Origin of the sequence: Pseudomonas sp. ENNP23, from assembly GCF_001728945.1 — a bacterium.
Classification (GTDB): Bacteria; Pseudomonadota; Gammaproteobacteria; order Pseudomonadales; family Pseudomonadaceae; genus Metapseudomonas; species Metapseudomonas otitidis.
Genome location: NZ_LYSP01000011.1, coordinates 51989 through 77862, shown reverse-complemented (window position 1 = coordinate 77862; position 25874 = coordinate 51989). Strand labels below are relative to the sequence as shown.

Annotated in this window: 23 protein-coding genes, 2 tRNA genes and 1 pseudogene; 23 read left to right on the top strand and 3 right to left on the bottom strand. The window is 64.0% G+C overall.

Features of this window, described 5'->3' with window-relative positions; all coding sequences use genetic code 11:
- Positions 1 to 40: 40 nt before the first annotated feature.
- Positions 41 to 583, top strand: coding sequence for an oligoribonuclease (gene orn, locus A9G05_RS08835; protein WP_044401136.1), 543 nt, complete (start codon positions 41 to 43; stop codon positions 581 to 583).
- A 4-nt stretch (positions 584 to 587) separates the two neighbouring features.
- Here the strand turns inward: orn and queG are convergent, their stop codons facing one another.
- Positions 588 to 1658, bottom strand: coding sequence for a tRNA epoxyqueuosine(34) reductase QueG (gene queG / locus A9G05_RS08830; protein ID WP_069560608.1), 1071 nt, complete (start codon positions 1656 to 1658; stop codon positions 588 to 590).
- 68 nt (positions 1659 to 1726) lie between these two features.
- On the opposite strand from queG, the gene A9G05_RS08825 reads away from it, so the two are divergent.
- From A9G05_RS08825 to A9G05_RS28395, 14 genes and pseudogenes are all read left to right on the top strand, one after another.
- Complete coding sequence (locus A9G05_RS08825) at positions 1727 to 3226, top strand: bifunctional ADP-dependent NAD(P)H-hydrate dehydratase/NAD(P)H-hydrate epimerase (RefSeq protein ID WP_069560607.1); 1500 nt, start codon at positions 1727 to 1729, stop codon at positions 3224 to 3226.
- Positions 3227 to 3252: 26 nt separating this feature from the next.
- Positions 3253 to 3681 carry a tRNA (adenosine(37)-N6)-threonylcarbamoyltransferase complex ATPase subunit type 1 TsaE gene (tsaE, locus tag A9G05_RS08820; protein ID WP_371850557.1) on the top strand — a complete coding sequence of 143 codons (429 nt, stop codon included), beginning with the start codon at positions 3253 to 3255 and terminating at the stop codon, positions 3679 to 3681.
- 8 nt (positions 3682 to 3689) lie between these two features.
- The gene (locus A9G05_RS08815) at positions 3690 to 5129 is read left to right on the top strand and encodes an N-acetylmuramoyl-L-alanine amidase (RefSeq protein WP_165667528.1); all 1440 of its coding nucleotides are present in this window, start codon (positions 3690 to 3692) and stop codon (positions 5127 to 5129) included.
- Positions 5130 to 5134: 5 nt separating this feature from the next.
- Positions 5135 to 7018 carry a DNA mismatch repair endonuclease MutL gene (gene mutL, locus A9G05_RS08810; protein ID WP_069560641.1) on the top strand — a complete coding sequence of 628 codons (1884 nt, stop codon included), beginning with the start codon at positions 5135 to 5137 and terminating at the stop codon, positions 7016 to 7018.
- 34 nt (positions 7019 to 7052) lie between these two features.
- Positions 7053 to 7994 carry a tRNA (adenosine(37)-N6)-dimethylallyltransferase MiaA gene (miaA, locus tag A9G05_RS08805; RefSeq protein ID WP_069560640.1) on the top strand — a complete coding sequence of 314 codons (942 nt, stop codon included), beginning with the start codon at positions 7053 to 7055 and terminating at the stop codon, positions 7992 to 7994.
- Positions 7995 to 8091: 97 nt separating this feature from the next.
- The gene (gene hfq / locus A9G05_RS08800; RefSeq protein ID WP_003453015.1) at positions 8092 to 8346 is read left to right on the top strand and encodes an RNA chaperone Hfq; all 255 of its coding nucleotides are present in this window, start codon (positions 8092 to 8094) and stop codon (positions 8344 to 8346) included.
- 12 nt (positions 8347 to 8358) lie between these two features.
- Positions 8359 to 9660, top strand: coding sequence for a ribosome rescue GTPase HflX (hflX, locus tag A9G05_RS08795; protein WP_069560604.1), 1302 nt, complete (start codon positions 8359 to 8361; stop codon positions 9658 to 9660).
- Positions 9661 to 9757: 97 nt separating this feature from the next.
- Positions 9758 to 10918 (top strand): FtsH protease activity modulator HflK, encoded by a 1161-nt coding sequence (gene hflK / locus A9G05_RS08790; protein WP_069560603.1) that lies wholly within the window; start codon positions 9758 to 9760, stop codon positions 10916 to 10918.
- Positions 10918 to 11784 (top strand): protease modulator HflC, encoded by an 867-nt coding sequence (gene hflC, locus A9G05_RS08785; RefSeq protein WP_069560602.1) that lies wholly within the window; start codon positions 10918 to 10920, stop codon positions 11782 to 11784. Before hflK ends, hflC begins: the two co-directional genes overlap by 1 nt.
- Before the next feature lie 104 nt (positions 11785 to 11888).
- Entirely contained in the window at positions 11889 to 12074 is a 186-nt protein-coding gene (locus A9G05_RS08780) for a DUF2065 family protein (RefSeq protein ID WP_044401399.1), read from the top strand.
- 34 nt (positions 12075 to 12108) lie between these two features.
- Entirely contained in the window at positions 12109 to 13293 is a 1185-nt protein-coding gene (locus A9G05_RS08775; RefSeq protein WP_069560601.1) for an ATP phosphoribosyltransferase regulatory subunit, read from the top strand.
- 52 nt (positions 13294 to 13345) lie between these two features.
- Entirely contained in the window at positions 13346 to 14641 is a 1296-nt protein-coding gene (locus A9G05_RS08770) for an adenylosuccinate synthase (protein ID WP_069560600.1), read from the top strand.
- A gap of 591 nt (positions 14642 to 15232) precedes the next feature.
- A pseudogene (locus A9G05_RS28400) lies at positions 15233 to 15937 on the top strand (HAMP domain-containing protein); the annotation flags it as partial.
- Positions 15911 to 16795: a methyl-accepting chemotaxis protein gene (locus A9G05_RS28395; RefSeq protein WP_371850556.1), complete on the top strand. Its 885-nt coding sequence runs from the start codon at positions 15911 to 15913 to the stop codon at positions 16793 to 16795. The pseudogene A9G05_RS28400 and the gene A9G05_RS28395, both read left to right, overlap by 27 nt.
- A 55-nt stretch (positions 16796 to 16850) precedes the next feature.
- On the opposite strand, the gene A9G05_RS08760 is transcribed toward A9G05_RS28395, so the two are convergent.
- Both A9G05_RS08760 and A9G05_RS08755 read right to left on the bottom strand, forming a co-directional pair.
- Positions 16851 to 16937 (bottom strand) — tRNA-Leu (locus A9G05_RS08760).
- A gap of 108 nt (positions 16938 to 17045) precedes the next feature.
- Positions 17046 to 17132: transfer RNA gene (locus A9G05_RS08755), tRNA-Leu, on the bottom strand.
- Positions 17133 to 17335: 203 nt separating this feature from the next.
- On the opposite strand from A9G05_RS08755, the gene rnr reads away from it, so the two are divergent.
- The 8 genes from rnr (at position 17336) to alr (ending at position 25872) form a co-directional block, all read left to right on the top strand.
- Complete coding sequence (gene rnr / locus A9G05_RS08750) at positions 17336 to 20125, top strand: ribonuclease R (RefSeq protein WP_069560598.1); 2790 nt, start codon at positions 17336 to 17338, stop codon at positions 20123 to 20125.
- Positions 20122 to 20889 (top strand): 23S rRNA (guanosine(2251)-2'-O)-methyltransferase RlmB, encoded by a 768-nt coding sequence (rlmB, locus tag A9G05_RS08745; protein WP_069560597.1) that lies wholly within the window; start codon positions 20122 to 20124, stop codon positions 20887 to 20889. Before rnr ends, rlmB begins: the two co-directional genes overlap by 4 nt.
- Before the next feature lie 222 nt (positions 20890 to 21111).
- Complete coding sequence (gene rpsF / locus A9G05_RS08740) at positions 21112 to 21531, top strand: 30S ribosomal protein S6 (protein WP_044401190.1); 420 nt, start codon at positions 21112 to 21114, stop codon at positions 21529 to 21531.
- 29 nt (positions 21532 to 21560) lie between these two features.
- Positions 21561 to 21791, top strand: coding sequence for a 30S ribosomal protein S18 (rpsR, locus tag A9G05_RS08735; RefSeq protein WP_003452992.1), 231 nt, complete (start codon positions 21561 to 21563; stop codon positions 21789 to 21791).
- A 34-nt stretch (positions 21792 to 21825) separates the two neighbouring features.
- A complete protein-coding gene (locus A9G05_RS08730; RefSeq protein ID WP_069560596.1) occupies positions 21826 to 22701 on the top strand; it encodes a hypothetical protein in 876 nt (291 codons plus the stop codon).
- Between the two features lie 21 nt (positions 22702 to 22722).
- Positions 22723 to 23169, top strand: a complete 447-nt coding sequence (rplI, locus tag A9G05_RS08725; protein ID WP_044401193.1) for a 50S ribosomal protein L9 — start codon at positions 22723 to 22725, stop codon at positions 23167 to 23169.
- Between the two features lie 144 nt (positions 23170 to 23313).
- On the top strand, positions 23314 to 24708 hold the full coding sequence (gene dnaB, locus A9G05_RS08720) for a replicative DNA helicase (RefSeq protein WP_069560595.1): 1395 nt from the start codon (positions 23314 to 23316) through the stop codon (positions 24706 to 24708).
- Between the two features lie 87 nt (positions 24709 to 24795).
- Positions 24796 to 25872, top strand: coding sequence for an alanine racemase (alr, locus tag A9G05_RS08715; protein ID WP_069560594.1), 1077 nt, complete (start codon positions 24796 to 24798; stop codon positions 25870 to 25872).
- Positions 25873 to 25874 lie beyond the last annotated feature (2 nt).

Genomic DNA, 25874 nt, shown 5'->3' with positions numbered 1-25874 from the left:
CCGCTAGAATTGCGCTCTGTCCCTAGAGAGCATTTCCGACATGCAGAACCCTCAGAACCTCATCTGGATCGACCTGGAAATGACCGGGCTGGATCCGGACAACGACGTCATCATCGAAATGGCCACCATCGTCACCGACAGCCACCTCAATGTGCTGGCCGAGGGGCCGGTACTGGCCATTCACCAGAGCGACGAGATTCTTGCCGGCATGGACGAGTGGAACACCCGCCAGCACGGCCAGAGCGGCCTGACCCAGCGGGTTCGCGAGAGCCGCATCAGCACCGCCGAGGCGGAGGCGCAGACCCTGGCCTTCCTCGAACACTGGGTGCCCAAGGGCAAGTCGCCGATCTGCGGCAACAGCATCTGCCAGGACCGTCGCTTCCTCTATCGGCAGATGCCGAGCCTGGAGGCCTACTTCCACTACCGCAACCTCGACGTCTCCACCCTCAAAGAGCTGGCTGCCCGTTGGGCGCCCCACGTTCGTGATGGGGTGAAGAAGAGCAGCAGCCACCTGGCTCTGGACGATATCCGCGACTCCATCGCGGAGCTGCGTCACTACCGCGATCACTTCATCAAGCTTTGATCCGTCAGGCCTCGCTCGCACCATGGCGGGCGAGGGCCCACCGCACGTGCTCGCGCACCAGCTCGGACGGGTGATCCCGCCGGGCGCGCAACGCCTCTAGGACCGGCACGGTGCTCGGGGCATTGCCCAGGCCCACGGCCAGGTTGCGCAGCCAGCGCTCGTAGCCGGCCCGGCGTAGCGGGGAGCCTTCCGTACGGCTGAGGAACTCCTCTTCGGTCCAGGCGAACAGGCTGGCCAGTTCGGTGTTGTCCAGGTTGTGTCGCGGCTGGAAGTCGCCCTGGTCGCTGGGGCGGGCGAAGCGGTTCCAGGGGCAGACAATCTGGCAGTCGTCGCAGCCGAACACGCGGTTGCCGATCAGCGGGCGTAACGCTTCCGGGATGGAGCCTTTCAGTTCGATGGTCAGGTAGGAGATGCAGCGGCGTGCGTCCAGTTGGTAGGGCGCGACGAAGGCGGCGGTGGGGCAGATGTCCATGCAGGCCGTGCAGCGCCCGCAATGCTCGCTGCCATGAGGCGCGTCCACGGGCAGCGGCAGGTCGACGAACAGTTCGCCGAGAAAGAAGTAGCTGCCGGCCTTGCGGTTGAGCACCAGGGTGTTCTTGCCGATCCAGCCGAGGCCCGCCTTCTCGGCGATGGCTTTCTCCAGCACGGGGGCGCTGTCGACGAAGGCGCGATGGCCGAAGGGGCCGATGGCCGCCTGGATGCGGTCGGCCAGTTGCTGCAGGCGCTTGCGGATCAGCTTGTGGTAGTCCCGGCCCAGGGCATAGCGGGAGACGTAGGCCTTCTCGGGCTCGCCCAGCACCTGCGCCATGCGCGTGTCGCCGGGCAGGTAGTCCATGCGCAACGACACCACCCGCAAGGTGCCAGGCACCAGCTCGTCCGGGTGCGAGCGCTTGCTGCCGTGGGCGGCCATGTACTCCATCTCGCCGTGGTGGCCTGCCTCCAGCCAGCGTTGCAGGTGCGCCTCGTGCTCGCCGAGGTCGACATCGCTGATGCCCACTTGCTGGAAGCCGAGTTCGCGCCCCCATGTCTTGATGGAGTCGGCCAGTTCGTCGAGTTGCTGCGGGGAAAGGGGCATCGGAGAGAGGGAAACGGTGGCGAGGTGCGTATAATTCTGCCAGACCCCTGCCTGAACTACCGAATCGCATGTCCGATCCTGCCGATGATCTGCCGCTGTCGCTCTATTCCGCCGAGCAGGTGCGTGCACTCGATGCCCGCCTGATCGCCGCGGGTACCCCCGGCTTCGAACTGATGCAGCGGGCAGCCCATGCCGCCTGGCGGGCCCTGCGTCGCCGTTGGCCAGAGGCTGGCGAAGTGACGGTGCTGGCCGGTCGCGGCAACAACGCCGGGGATGGCTACCTGATAGCGGCCCTGGCAGCTCGTGCGGGCTGGCAGGTGCGCGTCCTGGCGGTTGGGGAGCCCCAGGCGCTGGCGGGTGATGCGGCGCTGGCCCGGGACGAGGCGCAGGCAGCAGGTGCGCCGATCATTGCCTGGCGCACCGGTGAACCCCTGCGCGGCGTGCTGGTCGATGCGTTGCTCGGCACCGGCCTCTCCGGACCCGTGCGCGCCCCCTATGAAGCGGCTATCCGCCAGATCAATGACGGCGGTTTGCCGGTGCTGGCTGTCGACATACCCTCGGGGCTCAGTGCGGACACCGGCCAGGTGTTGGGTGCGGCGGTGGTCGCGACGATGACGGTGAGCTTCATCGGTCTCAAGCTCGGCCTGTTTACCGGCCAGGCCCCTGATCATGTTGGGGCGTTGGTATTTGATGATCTCAAGGCCGATCCGGAGGTGATCGCCGATCACCCCGTCCTGGCCCGCAGGTTGGCACCGGGTGGCCTCCCATCCCTGCTGCCGAGGCCGCGCGCGGCCCACAAGGGGCGCTATGGGCAGGTTTTGGTCGTGGGTGGCGAGCGTGGCACCGGCGGCGCAGCGCTGTTGAGTGCCGAGAGTGCGCTGCGCAGTGGGGCGGGGATGGTCTCCCTGGCGACCCGGGGCGAGCACTTGGCCGCTGCCTTGGCGCGGATGCCGGAAGTGATGAGCGTGGCCGTTGAGTCGGCAGGGACGCTGCAGCCATTGTTGGAGCGCGCCGATGTGTTGGTAGTGGGGCCTGGGCTTGGGCAGGGCCCATGGGGGCGGGCTTTGCTGAGCGTTGCGTCGGCCGCCGTACTTCCCCAGGTCTGGGATGCCGATGCACTGAATCTGCTGGCTGCGGGCGCAATTCAATTACCACCCGATTGCGTGATCACGCCCCATCCCGGCGAGGCAGCACGCCTGCTGGGTGTGGATGTGGCCAGGGTCCAGGCTGACCGGCCCGCCACTGCTGTGGCGCTGGCCCAGCGCTACGGCGCCGTGGTGGTGCTCAAGGGGGCCGGCAGTCTCGTGGCCGCGCCCGATGGCCGACTGGCGCTTTGTGATCGGGGGCACCCTGCCATGGCCACTGCCGGGCTCGGGGATGTGCTGGCAGGGCTGATCGGAGCCTTGCTGGCGCAGCACCTCTCACCATTCGAGGCCGCTACCCTGGGCACCTGGCTGCATGCTGTCGCCGGGGAACGCCAGGGCCTCAAAGGTCGCGGCCTGGCGGCCAGCGATCTGATACCTACCATTCGTCAGTTGATCGAGGAGTATTCGCCGTGCCTGAGCTGAAGCTGTTCGCCCAGGGAGAAGACGCCATGACCGTCCTTGGGGCCCGGTTGGGGCATGTCAGCGGTGGGCAAGGGGTGATCTACCTTCATGGCAACCTGGGGGCGGGCAAGACGACACTTTCGCGGGGCCTGCTGCGGGGCCTTGGGCACGCCGGTGCGGTCAAGAGCCCGACCTTCACCCTGGTGGAGCCTTACGAGATCGGCGGGGTCGCGGTCTACCACTTCGACCTGTACCGCCTGGTCGACCCCGAGGAGCTGGAATTCCTTGGTATCCGCGATTATTTCGAGGGCGATGCCTTGTGCCTGATCGAGTGGCCTGAGCGGGGTCGGGGCGTTTTGCCAAAGGCGGACCTTGACATTACCATTAGCGCCCATGCAGGCGGCCGCTCGCTGCATTTCTCGCCGCACACTGCGCGCGGCGAAGCCTGGTGTGCCGCCTTGGCCACGGGAGAATGAAGACGAGTATGGGGTGGAGTATGCGCTCGCGCGCACTGTTTGCCGGGATCGGTCTGCTGCTCGCAGCCTTTGCCACCAATATCCTGGCTGCCACCGAGGTCCGCAGTGTGCGGCTCTGGCGTGCTCCCGACAACACCCGCCTGGTCTTCGACCTGTCCGGCCCCGTGCAGCACAGCGTGTTCACGTTGACCGCACCCGATCGCATCGTCATCGATATCAACGGCGCCCAACTGGCGACCCAGCTGGACAAGCTGTCGATCACCAACACGCCGATCAAGAGCGTCCGTTCGGCCCAGCGTTCGCCGACCGACCTGCGGGTGGTAATCGATGTGGCGCCCGGTGTCACACCCAAGAGTTTCACCCTCGCGCCCAACCAGCAGTACGGTAACCGCCTGGTCGTCGATCTTTACGACCAGCCTTCCGCTGCCGAAGAGGCTAGCGCACCTCAAATCGCGACGGCGCCCAGCAAACCGCAGCCACCCGTTTCCCCCACTCGGCCGTCCTCGGGCAAGCTGCCACCGGTTTCCGGCGGCAAGCGCGACATCATCGTTGCCATCGACGCCGGCCACGGTGGTGAGGACCCGGGGGCTCTCGGGCCCAAGGGGCAGCATGAAAAGGATGTGACACTGGCCATCGCCAAGGAGCTGCAGCGGCAGATCAACCAGGAGCGGGGCTTCCGCGCCGAACTGGTGCGTACCGGCGACTATTTCATCCCGTTGCGCAAACGCACCGAGATTGCACGCAAGAAGGGCGCTGACCTGTTCGTCTCGATCCACGCGGACGCGGCGCCGAGCCGGAGCGCGTTCGGTGCTTCCGTATTCGCTTTGTCTGACCGAGGCGCCACGTCCGAGACGGCTCGATGGCTGGCGGACAACGAGAACCGCTCCGACCTCATCGGTGGTGTGGGCAGCGTCAGCCTGGATGACAAGGACCGCATGCTGGCCGGTGTGCTGCTGGACCTGTCGATGACGGCCACGCTGTCATCCAGCCTGAACGTCGGGCACAAGGTGCTGACCAACATCGGGCGTGTCACGCCGCTGCACAAGCGCCGGGTCGAGCAGGCGGGCTTCATGGTGCTGAAGTCCCCGGACATTCCGTCGATCTTGGTGGAGACCGGCTTCATCTCCAACCACCAGGAATCCCAGAAGCTGGCCTCCGCCGGGCATCAGCAGGCGCTTGCTCGCTCCATCCAGAGCGGCATCAAGCAGTTCTTCGTGCAGAACCCGCCGCCGGGGACCTACATCGCCTCCCTGCGTGACGCGGGCAAGATCGCGGCTGGCCCGCGCGAGCATATCGTCACGTCCGGGGAAAGCCTTGCGCTCATTGCCCAGCGCTACCAGGTCAGCCTGGTGGCGTTGCGTAACGCCAACGGTTTGAAGAGCGACACCATTAAGGTCGGCCAGACCCTGAGCATCCCGGCCACCACGGCTCTGGCGGTGCAGCCATGAGCGACATGGCAGAGCTGCGTCGTATCCACCTGCTCAGCCCACGCCTGGCCAACCAGATCGCAGCGGGCGAGGTGGTCGAGCGTCCGGCCTCGGTGATCAAGGAACTGCTGGAAAACAGTCTGGATGCCGGTGCACGCCGGATCGACGTGGAGGTCGAGCAGGGCGGTGTGAAGCTGCTTCGGGTCCGCGATGACGGTTGCGGCATCCCCTCCGACGACCTTCCCCTGGCCCTGGCGCGCCATGCCACCAGCAAGATCCGTGATCTGGATGACCTGGAACGGGTCATGAGCCTCGGCTTCCGGGGCGAAGCACTGGCCTCCATCAGCTCTGTGGCGCGGTTGACCATGACCTCGCGCACAGCGGATGCCGACCAGGCCTGGCAGGTAGAGACCGAGGGACGCGACATGGAGGCCCGTGTGCAGCCTGCGGCTCACCCGGTGGGGACCTCGGTGGAGGTGCGCGACCTGTTCTTCAATACGCCGGCGCGGCGCAAGTTCCTGCGGGCCGAGAAGACCGAGTTCGAGCATCTCCAGGAGGTGATCCGACGTCTCGCACTGGCGCGCTTCGATGTGGCCTTCCATCTGCGCCACAACGGCAAGACGGTATTTGCGTTGCATGAAGCCCGTGACGAGGTTTCCCGCGCACGGCGCGTCGCCAGCGTATGCGGCTCGGCTTTTCTGGAGCAGGCACTGCCCATCCAGGTAGAGCGCAATGGCTTGCACCTGTGGGGATGGGTCGGTCTGCCGACGTTCTCCCGTAGTCAGGCAGACCTCCAGTATTTCTACGTGAACGGTCGGATGGTGCGGGACAAACTGGTGGTGCATGCGGTGCGCCAGGCGTATCGCGATGTGCTGTACAACGGCCGTCATCCGACCTTCGTGCTGTTCCTGGAACTGGACCCGGCGGCGGTGGATGTGAACGTACACCCCACCAAGCACGAGGTGCGTTTCCGCGAGGGACGCACCGTTCATGACTTCCTTTACGGAACCCTGCACCGTGCACTAGGCGAGGTGCGCCCCGAAGACCAACTCGCTGCGCCGGCCGCGGTCGCGACCGTTGTTCGTCCTACGGGACTGGAAGCAGGGGAGTTTGGGCCCCAGGGTGAGATGAGCCTGGCCGCCAATGTGCTGGAACGCCCTGCAGCAGATCCGGCCTGGCGCCCGATAGCTTCGTCTGGCGGATACGTGCCGTCGTCACGGCCCGCCGGCCCTGTGGGAACCGCCGAAGCCCAGGCAGCCTACCGTGAGTATTTCGCGCCGTTGCCCGACTCAGCGCCGGTGAGCCTGCCGGAAAGCCAGGGCGATGTTCCGCCGCTGGGTTATGCGCTGGCGCAGCTCAAGGGCATCTACATCCTTGCAGAGAACGCCCAGGGCCTGGTGTTGGTCGACATGCACGCGGCTCACGAGCGCATTACCTATGAACGCCTGAAGGTCGCCATGGCCAGCGAGGGGCTCAAGGGGCAGCCGCTGCTGGTGCCGGAGTCCCTGGCGGTGAGCCAGCGCGAGGCGGATTGTGCCGAAGAGCATGCGGCCTGGTTCCTGCGACTCGGCTTCGAACTGCAGCGACTAGGGCCGGAGACTCTGGCGATCCGCCAGACTCCGGCATTGCTGAAGCAGGCCGAGGCCTCGCAACTGGTGCGGGATGTGTTGTCGGATCTGCTCGAGTACGGGACCAGTGACCGCATTCAGGCGCATCTGAACGAGTTGCTGGCAACCATGGCCTGTCACGGTGCGGTGCGCGCAAATCGTCGGCTTACAGTGCCGGAGATGAACGGCCTGCTCCGTGATATGGAGCAGACCGAACGTAGTGGTCAGTGCAACCATGGGCGCCCTACCTGGACTCAGTTGGGCATGGATGACCTCGACAAGCTCTTCCTGAGAGGGCGTTGAGGTGGGGGAGCGTCTACCGCCCGCCATCTTCTTGATGGGGCCGACTGCTGCAGGGAAAACCGACCTGGCCATCGAGCTGGCTCAAGCATTGCCCTGTGAGCTGATCAGTGTCGACTCCGCTTTGGTCTATCGGGGAATGGACATCGGCACCGCCAAGCCGGATCGCGCCACGCTGGAAGCCTATCCGCACCAACTGATCGATATCCTCGATCCGTCCGAACCATACTCAGCTGCCGATTTTCGCGCGGATGCGCTGGCTGCCATGACGGCAGCCACGGCCCGTGGCCGCATACCGCTCTTGGTTGGCGGCACGATGCTTTATTACAAGGCGTTGCTGGAGGGGTTGGCAGACATGCCCAGTGCCGATCCGGCCATACGCGCCGAATTGGAGGCCCGCGCTGCATGCGAGGGATGGGACGTCTTGCATCGGGAATTGGCGGTGGTCGACCCCGAGTCGGCAGCACGAATCCACCCCAATGACCCTCAGCGACTGACCCGAGCGCTCGAGGTGTACCTCTCTGGTGGAGTTTCCATGAGCGAGTTGCGGCGTCGACAGGCGTCGCAAAATCACGACATCGGCCCCGTTGGGACGGGGCATTTGCCTTATACTGTCGCGCAGCTGGCGATCGCTCCTGCGAGTCGCCAGGTTTTGCATGCGCGAATCGCGCAACGCTTTCGTCTGATGCTGGAACAGGGATTCGTCCAAGAGGTCGAAAACCTGCGCGAACGACGTGACTTGCACGCAGGATTGCCGTCTATAAGGGCTGTGGGTTACCGCCAGGTATGGGAGTACCTCGAGGGTAATCTCACCCGGGCCGAAATGGAGGAGCGAGGCATCATTGCTACGCGCCAGTTGGCCAAGCGACAGTTCACCTGGTTACGCAGTTGGGCCGATTTGCACTGGTTCGACAGCCTGGCTTGCGACAATCTGCCGCGCGCCTTGAAATACCTGGAGTCGGTCTCCATATTGGGCTAAGACCTCGCCAGTTACCGTCTATCCTTGGGGGTAGGGCGGCCAACTTTCTCGTCATTTGACAACTCATACGAATTAGATCCCTACAGGAGTGCGGCACATGTCAAAAGGGCATTCGCTACAAGACCCTTACCTGAATACCTTGCGTAAGGAACGCGTACCGGTTTCCATCTACCTGGTCAACGGTATCAAGCTGCAAGGCCAGATCGAGTCCTTCGACCAGTTCGTCATCCTGCTGAAGAACACCGTCAGCCAGATGGTCTACAAACACGCCATTTCCACTGTTGTACCGAGCCGCCCCGTCCGCCTGCCCAGCGCCAGCGAACAAGAGCAACCTGAGCCCGGTAACGCCTGATAGGAGCCTGCTTTGTTTTTCGAGCGCCCAGGTGGTGGTGAACGTGCCGTCCTTGTTCACTTGGAAGGTCATGATCCTGAGTCGCGAGAAGACCCGCAGGAATTCCAGGAGCTGGCTCGCTCGGCTGGTGCGGACACGGTGGCTTTTGTCTCCGTTTCCCGCCACCAGCCGACTGCCAAGTACTTGATCGGCAGCGGCAAGGTCGAAGAGCTCCACGATCTTGTCAAGACCGAGCAGGCTGAGCTTGTCATCTTCAATCACACCCTCACGCCCAGCCAGGAGCGCAACCTTGAGCGCGCCTTCGAATGCCGGGTGCTGGATCGTACCGGTCTGATCCTCGATATCTTCGCCCAGCGTGCCAGGACCCATGAAGGCAAGTTGCAGGTGGAGCTGGCGCAGCTCGAACACATGAGTACCCGCCTGGTTCGTGGCTGGACGCACCTAGAACGTCAGAAGGGCGGTATTGGCCTGCGTGGCCCTGGTGAAACCCAGCTGGAAACGGACCGTCGTCTCCTTCGTGTACGCATCCGCCAGATCAAACAACGTCTCGAAAAGGTCCGCAGCCAGCGTGAGCAGGCGCGGCGTGGCCGCAAGCGTGCAGATATCCCGTCCGTGTCCCTTGTGGGTTACACCAACGCAGGCAAATCCACGCTTTTCAACGCCCTGACCACATCAGAGGTTTATGCGGCCGATCAGTTGTTCGCCACGCTGGATCCCACATTGCGCAGGCTCGACTTGGCTGACCTGGGGCCGATCGTATTGGCTGACACAGTAGGTTTCATCCGTCATCTCCCGCACAAGCTCGTCGAGGCTTTCCGGGCTACCCTTGAAGAGTCGAGCAACTCCGACCTGCTTCTGCATGTGATTGATGCCCATGAGCCTGAGCGTATGGCGCAGATCGAACAGGTTTTGGCGGTGCTGGGGGAAATCGGTGCCGATGGATTGCCGATGCTGGAGGTCTACAACAAGATCGACCTGTTGGAGGCCATGGAGCCGCAGATTCAGCGAAACGAGCATGGAAAGCCCGAGCGTGTCTGGTTGTCTGCCAGAGAGGGAAAAGGCCTGGGGTTGCTCGAGCAGGCGATTGCGGAGTTGTTAGGGGAGGACCTCTTCGTGGGCACCCTCAAGCTGCCACAGCGACTCGGTCGTCTGCGAGCACAGTTTTTCGAGTTGGGGGCCGTGCAGAGCGAGCAGCATGACGACGCTGGCGATACGTTGCTGGCGGTCAGATTGCCGCGTGTCGAGCTGAACCGGCTTGTGAGTCGCGAAGGCTGGAAACCCCAGGCGTTCATCGAGCAACACACTTTGCAATAAGGCCGCAGAATGGCTTTTTGCCGCAGGTGGCGGGCTTTCGGTAGCATTGGCGGACGTGCTTTGGGCGCGTCTTTGCTTTATCAGTATGGAGAGCGCTATGGCTTGGAACGAGCCGGGTGGCAATTCGAACAATCAGGATCCCTGGGGTGGCCGCCGTGGTGGCGATCGCAAGGGGCCGCCGGATCTGGACGAAGCCTTCCGCAAGCTGCAGGACAGCCTTAACGGCCTGTTTGGAGGCGGCAAGAAACGAGGCGGTGATGAAAACCGGGGCGGTGGCTTTGGTTTGCTGGGTATCGCCCTGTTCATCCTTGCACTGGGCTGGCTCTACAGCGCGGTGTATGTGGTTGATGAGCAGGAGCAGGCTGTGGTGCTTCGCTTCGGCAAGTACTACGACACCGTAGGGCCCGGCCTGAACATCTACTTCCCGCCGATCGATCGCAAGTTCCAGGAGAACGTCACCCGGGAGCGCGCCTATAGCAAGCAAGGACAGATGCTTACCGAGGACGAGAACATCGTCGAGGTGCCGCTCACTGTTCAGTACAAGATCAGTGATCTGCAGAAGTTCGTGCTGAACGTCGATCAGCCTGAAGTGAGCTTGCAGCACGCCACCGAGAGCGCCCTCCGTCATGTGGTGGGCTCGACCGAGATGGACCAGGTCCTGACCGAAGGGCGCGAACTCATGGCCAGCGAGATCAAGGAGCGCCTGCAGCGCTTCCTCGATACCTATGGCACCGGCATCACCGTCACCCAGGTCAACGTCCAGAGTGCGGCTGCTCCTCGTGAAGTCCAGGAAGCGTTCGACGATGTGATTCGTGCTCGGGAGGATGAGCAGCGTGCCAGGAACCAGGCCGAGGCTTACGCCAATGGCGTGATCCCTGAAGCCCGGGGCCAGGCTCAGCGCATCATCGAAGAGGCCAACGGTTACCGTGAGGAGGTCATCTCCCGTGCCAAGGGTGAGGCTGATCGCTTCACCAAGCTCGTGGCTGAATACCGCAAGGCGCCCGAGGTCACGCGCCAGCGCCTCTACCTCGATACCATGCAGGAAGTCTTCAGCAATACCAGCAAGGTCCTCGTGACTGGTGACAAGGGGCAGAACAACCTCCTCTACCTGCCGTTGGACAAGATGATCGACAATCGTGGTGGTGCCAGTGCGGCAATGCCGGCCCCGGCCTCCTCGAGTGGCGCGGCCAGCGACCTGGGTTCGCGTGTCACCACAGATCTGCAGCAGCGCGATCTGCGTTCTAGGGAGAGTCGCTGATGGGTAACAAGTCGCTGATCGCCCTGATCGGGGCTGTCGTGCTCGGGCTGGTGGCCTGGAGCAGCTTCTACATCGTGGCCCAGACCGAGCGGGCAGTTCTCCTGCAGTTCGGCCGTATCGTCGAAGCGGATGTTCAGCCGGGCCTCCATGTAAAGATTCCCTATGTCAACCAGGTGCGTAAGTTCGATGCGCGTCTGCTGACCTTGGATACGCCCACCCAGCGCTTCCTGACTCAGGAGAAAAAGGCGGTGATGGTGGATGCCTATGCCAAGTGGCGGGTATCCGATGCCGAGCGCTTCTATACGGCAACGTCCGGTCTCAAGCAGATTGCGGATGAGCGCCTTTCTCGGCGTCTTGAGGCTGGTCTGCGTGACCAATTCGGCAAGCGCACGCTGCACGAAGTGGTATCAGGTGAGCGTGATGGCCTCATGGCTGATATCACGCGCTTGTTGAACGCCATGGCCAATAAGGAGTTGGGTATTGAGGTGATTGACGTCCGCGTCAAGGCCATCGACCTGCCGCGCGAAGTCAACCGCAGTGTATTCGAGCGGATGAGCACCGAGCGTGAGCGTGAAGCGCGCGAGCATCGTGCCAAAGGCAGTGAGCTGGCAGAGGGTATCCGTGCCGATGCCGATCGTCAGCGCCGTGTGTTGCTGGCAGAGGCTTATCGTGAGTCGGAAGAGCTCCGCGGCGATGGCGATGCCCAAGCAGCGGCCATCTATGCCAAGGCCTACAGCCAGGAGCCGGAGTTCTATTCCTTCTATCGGAGCCTGCAGGCCTACCGCGAAAGCTTCGCCAAGAAGAGTGATGTGATGGTTCTGGATCCGAACAGTGAGTTCTTTCAGTTTCTCAACAAGGCCAAATAAGGATACCCCCGGCGGTCGGATCTGACCGCCGGGGTGACCCTCCGGGAAAACGTGTTATGATGGGCCAGCCGGGAAATCCCGGCTTTTTTGCGTCCGCGGGAATCATGTGGCAGGAAATTGGCATAGCGATCTGTTTTGTGCTGGTGCTGGAAGGCATCCTGCCCTTCCTCTATCCGCGCCGTTGGCGCGCCGCGGTGCTTGGGTTGGCGAGCCTGAAGGATCGCCATCTCCGCCTCATGGGCCTCGCCAGCATGTTGCTGGGGACCGGCCTCCTGTATCTGCTTCACTGAAGGCTTGCCGCCCGGCTAAGAGGGGAGTGGCGAAATGGCAACGGTAGATCGCTGGCTGCTGCCAGATGGAATCGAAGAAGTACTGCCGCCCGACGCGGCGCGTATCGAAGCAGCTCGCCGCCAGGTGCTGGACCTGTTCCAGCGCTGGGGCTATGACTTCGTGGTAACCCCGCACATCGAATTTCTCGAATCCCTGCTCACAGGTGCTGGGCAGGATCTCGAGCTGCGCACGTTCAAGGTCACCGATCCGCAATCGGGGCGGCAGATGGGCTTTCGCGCCGACATCACGCCCCAGGTCGCGCGTCTGGACGCTCATACCCTGCGTCGTGAAGGGCCCAACCGGCTGTGCTATGCGGGCAGTGTCCTGCATGCCAAGCCGCGCGCACTTTCCACCTCCCGCAGCCCGATCCAATTGGGCGCCGAACTGTATGGTGATGCCAGTCCGGCCAGTGATGTCGAAGTCATCAGCCTGATGCTGGAAATGCTCGAGCTGGCCGATGTCCCGGACGTGCACATGGATCTCGGCCATGTCGGTATTTACCGTGGCCTTGCCCGTGCTGCCGAGTTGTCTGGCCAGGCCGAGCAGCGTCTCTTTGATGCCCTGCAGCGCAAGGCGGTCGATGAGGTGGCCGAGCTGACTGAAAGCCTCCCTGCACATCTCGCCGGCATGCTTCGCTCCCTCGTCGAGCTCTGTGGTGATCGCCAGGTCCTGGAGCTTGCCCAGGGCGTCCTGGTGGATGCGCCCGAAGAAGTCCATGTTGCGCTCGATGAACTGGTCGCCATTGCTGATGAGCTGGAGCTGCGTTATCCGGAACTTCCTCTGTACTTCGACCTGGGCGAGTTGCGCGGCTACCACTACCACACGGGGGTGGTCTTCGCGGCATTCGTGCCGGGTGAAGGGCAGTCCATTGCCCAGGGTGGTCGCTACGACGATATCGGCGCCGACTTTGGGCGTGCGCGTCCGGCGACTGGCTTCTCCACCGACCTGAAGACCCTGGTTACGCTGGGGCGTATGCAGCTGGACGATGCACCTGCCGGAATCTGGGCGCCGGATGTCCATGACGTTTACCTCTGGCAGGCGATCAAGCGCTTGCGTGTGGAAGGCCAGCGAGTCGTTCAGGCGCTGCCGGGCCAGGATGTGGGCAGTGCGCAGGAAGTGGCCTGTGATCGCCAGTTGATCCTGCAGGATGGGCGCTGGCAGGTTGCGCCCCTGGTTTAAGGTTTTCCCGCCGGCGCGCGCCGGCATCGAGCTTCCGAAGAGGACAAGTGTTATGGGTAAGAATGTCGTGGTCCTGGGCACCCAGTGGGGTGATGAGGGCAAAGGCAAGATCGTCGACCTGCTGACCGACCAGGCAGCAGCCGTCGTGCGCTACCAGGGCGGCCACAACGCGGGTCACACCCTTGTGATCGATGGCGAGAAGACCGTCCTGCACCTGATTCCGTCCGGCATCCTGCGCGAGAACGTGCAGTGCATGATCGGCAACGGCGTGGTCGTGGCGCCGGACGCGCTGATGCGCGAGATAACCAAGCTCGAGGAGAAAGGCGTACCGGTTCGTGAGCGCCTGCGCATCAGCCCTTCCTGCACCCTGATCCTCCCGTACCACGTGGCCCTCGACCAGGCGCGTGAGAAAGCGCGCGGCGACGCCAAGATCGGTACCACCGGTCGCGGCATCGGTCCGGCCTACGAGGACAAGGTTGCTCGTCGCGGCCTGCGTATCGGCGACCTGTTCCACCGCGAGCGTTTTGCAGCCAAGTTGGGCGAGTTGCTGGACTATCACAACTTCGTCCTGCAGAACTACTACAAGGAGCCGGCCGTCGACTTCCAGAAGACCCTCGACGAAGCCCTGGGCTACGCCGAGCTGCTGAAGCCGATGATCACCGACGTTGCCGCCCGTCTGCACGAACTGCGCAAGCAGGGTGCCTACATCATGTTCGAGGGCGCCCAGGGCTCCCTGCTGGACATCGACCACGGCACCTATCCCTACGTGACCAGCTCCAGCACCACGGCTGGCGGTACCGCCACCGGTTCCGGCTTCGGCCCGTTGTACCTGGACTACATCCTCGGTATCACCAAGGCCTACACCACCCGTGTCGGCTCCGGCCCGTTCCCCACCGAGCTGTTCGATGATACCGGCGCTTACCTGGCCAAGCGTGGCCACGAGTTTGGTTCCACCACCGGTCGTGCCCGTCGTTGTGGTTGGTTCGATGCCGTCATCCTGCGTCGCGCCATCGAGATCAACAGCATCTCCGGCCTGTGCCTGACCAAGCTGGATGTGCTGGATGGCCTCGAAACCATCCGCATCTGCACCGGCTACAAGGATCAGAGCGGCAACCTGCTGGACGATGCGCCCACCGATGCCGACAGCTACATCGGACTGCAGCCCGTGTACGAGGAACTGCCGGGCTGGACCGAGTCCACAGTCGGAGCCAAGTCCCTCGAAGAGCTGCCTGCCAACGCCCGCGCCTACATCAAGCGCGTGGAGGAGCTGGTGGGGGCGCCCATCGACATCATCTCCACCGGCCCGGATCGCAACGAGACCATCGTCTTGCGCCATCCTTACGCCTGAGTGCGATGAACGAAAAAGGGCCGCTGATGCGGCCCTTTTTCTTTATGCGGCAGCGACCGTTCGTCGATCCTTTCTCCCATCCCGCCGCGCTCCCGCCCCGTCACGGCCACACTTCATAGGCCGGAAATGCAAAAAATTTGCGGCATACCCCTTGCCGAGGACCTATATAAATCCCGGAAGTCGCCGTTAAACCAGAACGGTCGTTGAGGAGTAATCGTCGTGTCCGCCATCCTGTCCCTCCTGCAGAGCCGTCTGTTGCGGCCTGTATTCATCGCCCTCGGAATCGCCCTGCTGGTGCAGGTGGTGGTGGCTGTTGTGCTGACCCGGGGCACGGTCGACGCCTTGGTCACGGATCTTGGCAAGCGCCTGGGTGCTGACACTCAGCGCTTGTCTGGCGAGCTCGCGCAGGCAGGGCAGGAGGTGTCAGGTAGTCTGTCCAGTCTTTCCGCGCAGACCCGTGAGCGCCTGAGTGCTTCCCTGTCGGAGCGATTGAAGGCCGAGCAGGGGCAATTGCGCGAAACCCTCGAGCAGAGCTTGAAGGCGTCCGCCAATGACCTGGCCCAACTGCTGGCGGCTGTCGCGCCTCGCGCCATGTGGGACAGCGATATTCCCACTCTTTCGGAGTTTGCCCGCCGCGCCCAGCGCAACCCCAACGTGCTGTTCGTGGTTTATGACGATGCCCAGGGGCAGCACCTGACCCGTTACCTCAATCGTGAAAACGAAGTCATCAAGGCTCTGTTGGAGAAAGGGCAGGGCGCGCGGGCGCTGGACAAGGTGTTGAATGCTGCGGCCAATGATCCTTCCGTCTACATGGTCGAGGCCTCCATCAGCCCCAACGGGGTGGAGATTGGCAAGGTCCGCCTCGGCGTCTCCACTGCCTCTGTCGAAGCCCAGTTGAAAGCGTTGGACAGTCGCTTCAGCGCCCTCATAGCCAGTAGTGGTGATCTGGTGGCTCAGAGCCTTGCGGGCGCAGCTTCCGGTAGCACTGCCGTTCTCACGGCGCGTTTGAAGTCTGCCCAGGATGCAGCCAGCAGCATGAGCACCGGAACCCAGAGCACCGTGGAGGGGGCGGCCCACGAACTGCGCTGGCGCATCGGTCTGGCGCTCGTGCTGGTCGGTCTCGGTGTGTTGCTGGTGCTGGCAGTGGTGTTGGGTCATCGTGTGGTCAACCGCCTGCGGTTGCTGATTTCCGCCTTGAACGACCTGGCAGCGGGCGAGGGCGACCTGACTCGGCGTGTGCAGATCGACAGCCGTGACGAGGTGGGAGAGATGGCAGGCGCGGTGAATCGCTTCATCGACAAGCTCCAGCCGATCGTCCGTGAAGCGGGCGAGGTGGCGGTGCGCACCGGTTCGGAGATCCGCTCCCTGGCGGAACGCAGCCGGGCGGCTGAGGCTGCCGCTGATCGACAGCGCAACGAAGTCGCCGGCAGCCTGGAGGCTCTGGGTCAGATGGCGGCCGAGGCCCAGGCCGAGAGCCATGCCATGCAGACCGCGCTCCAGCAGGTCGGCGAGATTCGCCAAGCCACCCAAGACAGTGCAGCGATCGCCCGCAAGGTAGGTGGGCTGATCGAGACCCTGGAGGAGCGGGTCCAGAACGGTTCCGAAGTCATCGAGCGCCTGGCGCGGCAAAGCGAGCAGATCGAAGTCGTGCTCTCGGTGATCCATGGTATTGCCGAGCAGACCAACCTGCTCGCGCTCAACGCCGCGATCGAGGCGGCGCGTGCGGGAGAAAGTGGGCGCGGGTTCGCAGTTGTTGCTGATGAGGTGCGCGCGCTGGCCAGCAAGACCCAGCAATCCACCGGTGACATCCAGGCTCATATCGGTGCACTGCAGAAAGGTGCGCAGGAAGCGGTGGCGGCGATATCCCAGGCCCGTGCGCGTGCTGCCGAAGGGATCGATGCCCTGCGGGACAGCGAGCGCCTGCAGCAGAGCGTCCAGCAGGCGGTTGAAGGTGTGCACGAGGCGGTACAGACGGCGGCGCGCGCGGCAGAGCATCAGGCCGAAGGGGCGGGCGCTGTGCGCGGGCGGGTCGATGTCATCCATGCCGAGGCGCGCCTGGCCGCCGAAGCGGTTGCGGCTACAGCCAGCAGCGGACGTGTGCTGGATGGGCTTGCAGCTCAGCTCAAATCCAGCCTGGGGCAGTTCAAGGCGTGATGGAGAAGTGTCAGAAAGCACAAAGCCGAGCATTGCTCGGCTTTGTCTTGAAAGGTGGTGCCCAGGAGAAGACTCGAACTTCCACGGTGTTGCCACCGCTAGGACCTGAACCTAGTGCGTCTACCAATTCCGCCACCTGGGCACATTGCGATGATTGCTCATCGACTTTTGCTGCACTTGATCGACTGTGTCGACAGGGTGTGCTGCTTCCCTATTTTGAAACTCGGCGCGTTGCCGTGTTTCTGAAGAGTGGTGCCCAGGAGAAGACTCGAACTTCCACGGTGTTGCCACCGCTAGGACCTGAACCTAGTGCGTCTACCAATTCCGCCACCTGGGCACTGCGTGCGATGATTGCTCACCGTCTTCACACTACAACGTCAGCGACGTTGTGGGCGCGAACTATACGGTTCGGGTTTTTGCTTGTAAACCCCTGACCCCGAAAAAAATTATTCTCTGGCGAAAGCTGACCGACGATCGGATTTCGCGCTTCAATAGCTACATGACAAGCCGACCTATGAATGAAAAGGTGATTCCCAACTGATGGCCGATTGGCAAAACCTCGATCCCGAGGCCGCACGCGAAGCGGAAAAATACGACAACCCCATTCCCAGCCGTGAACTCATCCTGCAGCGCCTCGACGAACGTGGCGCGCCCGCCAGCCGCGAGCAACTGGTGGAAGAGTTCGGTCTGACCACGGACGACGAGCTGGAAGCCCTGCGGCGCCGGCTGCGTGCCATGGAGCGTGATGGCCAGCTTATCTATACGCGCCGTGGTGCCTATGCACCGGTGGACAAGCTCGACCTCATATGCGGCCGCATCAGCGGCCACCGGGACGGCTTCGGCTTCCTGATCCCCGACGACGGCAGCGACGACCTCTTCCTCAGCCCCGCCCAGATGCGCCTGGTGTTCGACGGTGACCGCGCCCTCGCGCGCGTTTCCGGTCACGACCGCCGTGGCCGCCGTGAAGGTGCGCTGGTGGAGGTCATCGAGCGCGCCCACGAGACCCTGGTAGGCCGCTTCTTCGAAGAGAGCGGTATCGGCCGCGTGGTCGCCGACAACCCCAAGATCCAGCAGGAAGTGCTGGTCGCCCCCGATAAGCGAGGCGGTGCGAGCCACGGGCAGTTCGTCCAGGTGCGCATCGAGCAGTGGCCAAGCGCCTTCCGCCTGGCACAGGGCGAGGTGGTGGACGTACTGGGTGACTACATGGCGCCTGGCATGGAGATTGAAGTCGCCCTCCGCAGTTACGACATCCCTCACGAGTGGCCCGAGGCCGTCGAGAAGGAGGCCGCCAAGCTCAAGCCCGAAGTAGCCGAGAAGGACAAGCAGAAGCGCGTCGACCTGCGCGACCTGCCCCTGGTCACCATCGACGGTGAGGACGCCCGCGACTTCGACGATGCGGTCTACGCCGAGGCTCGCAAGGGCGGCGGCTGGCGCCTGTTCGTCGCCATTGCCGACGTTTCTCACTATGTGAAGGTCGGTTCGGCACTGGATGAAGAAGCCGCCAAGCGCGGCAACTCCGTCTACTTCCCCGAGAAGGTCGTACCGATGCTGCCGGAGGTTCTCTCCAACGGCCTCTGCTCGCTGAATCCCCAGGTCGACCGACTGGCCATGGTTTGCGAGGTCACCCTGTCCCGGGCCGGCAAGATGACCGGCTACGAGTTCTACGAGGCCGTCATCCACTCCCACGCGCGGCTCACCTACACCAAGGTCAGCCAGTTGCTGGAGACGCCCGACTCCCCCGAGGGGCAGCAACTCGCCGAGCAGATGCCGCACCTGGTCCCGCACCTGCAGCAGCTCTACAAGTTGTACAAGGTGCTCCTGGCCGCCCGTCACAAACGCGGCGCCATCGACTTCGAAACCCAGGAAACGCGCATCGTCTTCGGTGCCGACCGCAAGATCGCCGAGATCCGTCCGACCCAGCGCAATGATGCCCACAAGCTCATCGAGGAATGCATGCTCTGCGCGAACGTCGCCACCGCGCGCTTCATGCAGGACCATGACATTCCCTCGCTCTACCGTGTGCACGACGGCCCGCCGGCCGAGCGCCTGGAGAAGCTGCGCCTGTTCCTCGGCGAACTGGGCCTGAGCCTCAACAAAGGCAAGGGCGAACCGACGCCGAGCGACTACCAGGCGCTGCTGGAGACCATCCGTGATCGCCCGGACTACCACCTGATCCAGACGGTGATGTTGCGCTCCCTCAGCCAGGCGGTGTACAGCGCCGACAACCAGGGCCACTTCGGCCTCAACTACGACGCCTACACCCACTTCACTTCGCCGATCCGTCGTTACCCGGACTTGCTGGTGCACCGTGCCATCCGCAGTGTGATCCGCTCCAAGCGCGAGACCGAGCACGTCCGCCGTGCTGGCGCCGCCGCCATGCCCAAGGCGCGTATCTACCCCTACGACGAAGCGGCCCTCGAACGCCTTGGCGAACAGTGCTCCATGACCGAGCGCCGGGCCGATGAAGCCACCCGCGATGTGACCAACTGGCTGAAGTGCGAGTACATGCGCGAGCGGGTGGGCGAGACCTTCCCCGGTGTCGTTTCTGCCGTCACCGGCTTCGGCCTGTTCGTCGAACTCACCGACATCTATGTAGAAGGTTTGGTGCACGTCACCGCACTGCCTGGCGACTACTACCACTTCGACGCGATCCACCACCGCCTCGCCGGTGAGCGCAGTGGCCGCAGTTTCCGCCTGGGGGACCAGGTGGAAGTGGTCATCGCCCGGGTTGACCTTGACGAGCGCAAGATCGATTTCGAGCTCTCCGAGAACGTGCTGACAGCGCCGGTCGGCCGTAAGAAGCGCGGTACCGACAAGGCCGCGCCGGTTGCTGAACCTCGCACTGCCAAAGGCCCCAAGACCCGTAGTCGCGGGAGTAAGCCCTCTGCCCAGGCGAAGAAGGCCGCGCGAGCGCCCCAGCCCGAGCAGATGGCGCCCGGCGTCGCCGTGGCACCCCGTCGTGCCAAGGCCGGCAAGGTCCAGGCGTTGCCACCGGTGGCACCCGAGATCCTTGCCCAGGCTGAGGAAATGCTCGGCAACACCGACGTCAAACGCAGCCGCGCCCTGAAGCAGGCATTGCTCAGCGAAGCCCGGCAGGGCGGCGAGAAACCGCGTGAAGGCAAGGGCAAGGCCGGCAAGGGCTCGTCCCGCGCCGCGCCCTTCGGCGCCGACGGCCAGGACCCGGCCGGCAAGGCCCGGCCTGCCAAGGCGGGGGGTGACAAGTCGAAGAAGGCCAAGCCCGCCGCCAAGGCGAGCAAGCCAGGCAAGCATCGCAAGGGGCCGCCCAAGCCCAAGGCCGCCGGTAGCGGCAAGAACAAGGTCAAGTCATGAGTGAGTTGGAAAAGGTCTACGGCGTGCACGCCGTGGAAGCGTTGTTGCGTCACCACCCCAAGCGCGTGAAGCAGTTGTGGCTGGCCGAGAGCCGGCAGGACCCGCGCATCCAGGCCCTGCTGGGCCTGGCCGGGCAGGCCCGCGTACCGGTCGGTAACAAGGACCGGCGCGAGCTGGACGAGTGGGCAGAGGGGGTCCACCAGGGCGTCGTCGCCGAGGTCAGTCCCAGTCAGGTGTGGGGCGAGAACATGCTCGACGAGCTGCTGGAGCGCAGCGAGGGCCCGCCCTTGCTGCTGGTACTGGACGGCGTCACCGACCCCCACAACCTGGGTGCTTGCCTGCGCACCGCCGACGCCGCCGGCGTGCAGGCGGTCATCGTTCCGAAGGACAAGTCCGCCACCCTCAACGCCACCGTGCGCAAGGTCGCCTGCGGTGCGGCGGAGGTGGTGCCCCTGGTGGCCGTCACCAACCTGGCCCGTACCCTGGAGAAACTGCAGAAGAAGGGCCTGTGGACGGTCGGCACTGCCGGCGAGGCCGAACAGGTCATCTACCAACAGGACCTCACCGGCCCCACCGTGCTGATCATGGGGGCCGAAGGCAAGGGCATGCGCCGCCTGACCCGCGAGCATTGCGACTACCTCGTCAAGCTGCCCATGGGCGGCAGCGTCAGCAGCCTCAACGTCTCCGTCGCCACCGGCATCTGCCTGTTCGAGGCGGTACGCCAGCGCACCACCGGCAAGCCCTCCGCCGCCAGCGAGCGCTAGCGAGCAGCGACGGGGCGCGCCACTTCGGCCGTCCCGTCGCGCCCTTATCGGCTGTTCAAATATTCACCAGTTTTTCTTGCGTGGTCCTGCGCCCTTCTCTAGAATGGCGCCCCTTGCCGCGACGGCAGGCGTTCGTACGCCCGATGCGCAGCAAGCCAAAACGAAACATTCACTCCTTGCCTGACCACGATGTTGGCAGGCTACAACCCGTAAGGAGCATTTATGCGTCATTACGAAATCATCTTCCTGGTTCACCCGGACCAGAGCGAGCAGGTTGGTGGCATGGTCGAGCGCTACACCAAGCTGATCGAAGAAGACGGCGGCAAGATCCACCGTCTGGAAGATTGGGGCCGTCGTCAACTGGCCTACGCCATCAACAACGTTCACAAGGCTCACTACGTGATGCTGAACGTCGAGTGCAGCGGCAAGGCCCTGGCCGAGCTGGAAGACAACTTCCGCTACAACGACGCCGTCCTGCGCAACCTGGTCATCCGTCGCGATGAAGCCGTTACCGGCCAGTCCGAGATGCTCAAGGCCGAGGAAAACCGCAACGAGCGCCGTGAGCGTCGTGAGCGCGTTGAGACTGAAAGCGCCGCTGAAGGCGATGACAGCGACAACGACAGCGACAACGCTGACGAGTAATCCCCGGACCTTATTGAGGAGCCAAGTTCATGGCACGTTTCTTCCGTCGTCGTAAGTTCTGCCGTTTCACCGCTGAAGGCGTGAAAGAGATCGACTTCAAGGATCTCAACACCCTGAAGGCCTACATCTCCGAAACCGGCAAGATCGTTCCCAGTCGTATCACCGGTACCAAGGCCAAGTACCAGCGTCAGCTGGCCACCGCTATCAAGCGCGCCCGCTACCTGGCCCTGCTGCCCTACACCGACAGCCACGGCCGTTGATCCCGGACTGCCGGCAAGCTGAGAGATAGATCGCATGCGCGCACTGGCCGAATTCACCATGCGGGGCCGCATGCAGGCGACACTGGCCGTAGCCGGTTCCGCCGCTGTTCCACTGTTGTTCTGGCTGAGTGCAGCCGCCGGTGGCCTCGTGCTGCTGCGGCGTGGCTTCAGCGATGCCTTCGGCATCCTGGCCTGGGCGGTTCTACCGGCGTTCTGCTGGTGGTACCTGGGCGAACCGAGCACCCTTCTGGTCCTGCTCGGAACGCTGGTGCTGGCGCAGATTCTGCGCGCCACCACCTCCTGGAACCATGTGCTGCTGGGCAGCCTGTTGATCGGGGTGGTGTTCGCCCTGGTGCTGGGCCATACCCATGGCGAATTGATCAGCGCTCTCTCGACCGAGATTTCCAAGGTTATGGCGCAGTTCAAGAGTGGCAGTCCCGCGTCGGGCGAAGAGGCCGACGCGCTGCAGGCGATGATGTTGCCGCTCCTCACCGGGGTGATGGCGTCCTCCCTGCAGATGACCAGCCTGCTCTGCCTGGTGCTTGCGCGTTACTGGCAGGCGGCGCTGTACAACCCGGGCGGTTTCGGCCGCGAGTTCCGGAGTCTGCGCCTGTCGCCCGTCGTCGCGGTGCTGCTGTTGCTGGGTGCCATGCTGGCACCGCAACTGTCGCCCGAGGCGGCGATGTTCGGCCCGCTGTGCAGCGTGCCGCTGCTGGTCGCCGGTATCGCATTGGGGCATGGCCTGATCGCCCAGAAACAGCTGTCGGGCGGTTGGCTGGTGGTGTTGTACGCCGCCGTGCTGATGCTCGGGAACTTGATCTGTCTGTTGGCTGTGATCGACAGCCTGTTTGATTTTCGCGGCCGCCTCGCGCGCAAGAACGGCGACGGCCCCGCGAACGGTGAAGGTTAAAAGTTAAGAGGTTAATGCCAAATGGAAGTCATCCTGCTGGAAAAAATCGCCAACCTGGGCAACCTGGGCGACAAGGTGAACGTAAAGTCCGGTTACGGCCGTAACTACCTGCTGCCGCAGGGCAAGGCCACCGCTGCTACCGCCGAGAACGTTGCTGCGTTCGAAGCCCGCCGCGCTGAACTGGAAAAACTGGCTGCCGACAAGAAGGCTTCTGCTGAAGCCCGCGCTGCCCAACTGTCCGAGCTGGAAGTGACCATCACTGCCACCGCTGGTGACGAAGGCAAGCTGTTCGGTTCCATCGGTACCCACGACATCGCTGACGCCCTGACCGCCGCTGGCGTTCCGGTTGCCAAGGCCGAAGTCCGCCTGCCGAACGGCACCATCCGCCAGACCGGCGAATACGACGTGGCCGTGCACCTGCACACCGACGTCGAAGCCGCGGTCAAGCTGATCGTCGTAGCCGCCTAAGCGACGCGCCCGGTGGGTCCTCGCTTGAGGGCCGTCCAGGCGGAGCAGGCTTGCACTCCGGTGCGGCCGGCTCAACAATCGGGCACGTCATTGCGCAAGCGGTGACGTGCCCGTTGTCTTTCTACCCCCTTCCATTCCGAGCCCATGAACGAGATCAGCATTCCCGAGCAGTTCGACCTGGAAACCTCAGCCCTCAAGGTGCCGCCGCACTCCATCGAGGCCGAGCAGGCGGTTCTGGGTGGCCTCATGCTGGACAACAACGCCTGGGAGCGGGTGCTGGACCAGGTGTCCGATGGCGACTTCTACCGCCACGACCACCGACTGATCTTCCGCTCCATCTTCAAGCTCGCCGAGCGCAACATGCCCTTCGACGTCGTCACCCTGTCCGAGCAACTGGACAAGGAAGGGCAGCTCTCCCAGGTCGGTGGCCTGGCGTACCTCGGCGAACTGGCCAAGAACACCCCCTCGGTGGCCAACATCAAGGCCTATGCGCAGATCATCCGCGAGCGCGCCACCCTGCGGCAGCTGATCGGCATCAGCAACGAGATCGCCGACAGCGCCTATGCCCCCCAGGGTCGTACCGGCGAAGAGATCCTCGACGAGGCCGAGCGCAAGATCTTCGAGATCGCCGAAGCCCGTCCCAAGACCGGCGGCCCGGTGGGTATCAACGACATCCTGGTCAAGGCCATCGACCGCATCGACGAGCTGTTCAACAACGGCGACGCCATCACCGGCCTGACCACCGGCTTCGACGACCTCGACCAGCAGACCAGCGGCCTGCAGCCGGCGGACCTGATCATCGTCGCCGGTCGTCCCTCCATGGGTAAGACCACCTTCGCCATGAACCTGGTGGAGAACGCCCTGATGCGCAGCGACAAGGCGATCCTGGTGTACTCCCTGGAGATGCCCTCGGAATCCATCGTGATCCGTATGCTCGCCTCCCTCGGCCGCATCGACCAGACCAAGGTCCGTGCCGGCCGCCTGGACGACGACGACTGGCCGCGCCTCACCTCCGCCGTGAACCTGCTCAACGACCGCAAGCTGTTCATCGACGACACCGCCGGCATCTCCCCCTCGGAAATGCGCGCCCGCACCCGCCGTCTGGCCCGCGAGCACGGCGAGATCGGCCTGATCATGGTCGACTACCTGCAGCTCATGCAGATTCCCGGTTCCAGCGGCGACAGCCGGGTGAACGAGATCTCCGAGATCTCCCGCTCGCTCAAGGCTCTGGCCAAGGAATTCAACTGCCCGGTGATCGCCCTGTCCCAGCTCAACCGCTCCCTGGAACAGCGCCCCAACAAACGCCCGGTCAACTCCGACCTCCGCGAATCCGGGGCCATCGAGCAGGACGCCGACATCATCATGTTCGTGTACCGCGACGAGGTGTATCACCCCGAGACCGAGTACAAGGGTGTCGCCGAGATCATCATCGGCAAGCAGCGTAACGGCCCCATCGGCACCGTCCGCCTGGCCTTCCTCGGCAAGTACTCGCGCTTCGAGAACCTCGCCCCCGGCAGCTACAACTTCGAAGACGAGTAGACCGGCTCGCAACATCCGTCGTGGATCAATGAACACGGGCGCCCTGCAGGTATCATGGGCGCCCGTTTTCGTTCATGAGCCACCCCCATGCGCCCGCTGATCGCCGCCGTCGACCTCTCCGCCATCCGCCACAACCTTGCCGTCGCCCAGCGCTGTGCGCCTGGCCGCCAGGTGTTCGCAGTGGTCAAAGCCAACGCATACGGCCACGGCGTGCGCGAAGTGGTGAGCGTGTTGCGCGGCGTCGCCGACGGTTTCGCCGTCGCCTGCCTGGAAGAAGCCGCCGAAGTCCGCGCCCTGGACGACCGCGCCCGCATCCTGCTGCTGGAAGGCTGCTTCGAAGCCCGCGAAGTGATGATCGCCGCCCAGCTCGGCCTCGACCTGGTGATCCAGAGCGAGCGCCAGGCCCGCGCCCTGCTGGCGTCGGACATCGGCCGCCCGCTGAATGTCTGGCTCAAGCTCGACAGCGGCATGCACCGCCTGGGCTTCGACGCTGACGGCCTGCGCACCTGGCACGCCCGCCTGCAGGGTGACGCGCGCATCGCCGAGCTCAACCTCATCAGCCACTTCGCCTGTGCCGACGAGCGCGGCCACAGCCTCACCGAAGTGCAACTGGAGCGCTTCCTCGACGTCCTCGACCTGGATTTCCACCAGCGCAGCCTGGCCAACTCGGCCGCCGTACTCAGCGTCCCGGCCGCCCACATGGACTGGGTCCGCCCCGGCATCATGCTCTACGGCGCCAGCGCCATCAGCGACCTCAGCGCCCGCGAACTGGGGCTCAAACCGGCCATGAGCCTGACCGCCGAACTCATCGCCGTGCGCGACGTGGCTGCCGGCGAGAGCGTCGGCTACGGCGCCACCTGGGTCGCCCAGCGCCCCACGCGGATCGGCACCGTCAGTTGCGGATACGCCGACGGCTACCCGCGCCACGCCCCCAGCGGCACTCCCGTGGTGATCCATGGCCAGCGCGTCCCGCTGGTTGGGCGGGTGTCGATGGACATGCTCGCGGTGGACCTCACCGACCTGCCGGAGGCCCGCGAAGGGGATGCCGTGGAACTCTGGGGCGCGCAACTGCCGGTGGATGAAGTGGCCGCCGCCTGCGGCACCATCGGCTACGAGCTGCTGACCAAAGTCACCGCCCGCGTTCCCCGTCGCTACCTGAGCTGAGC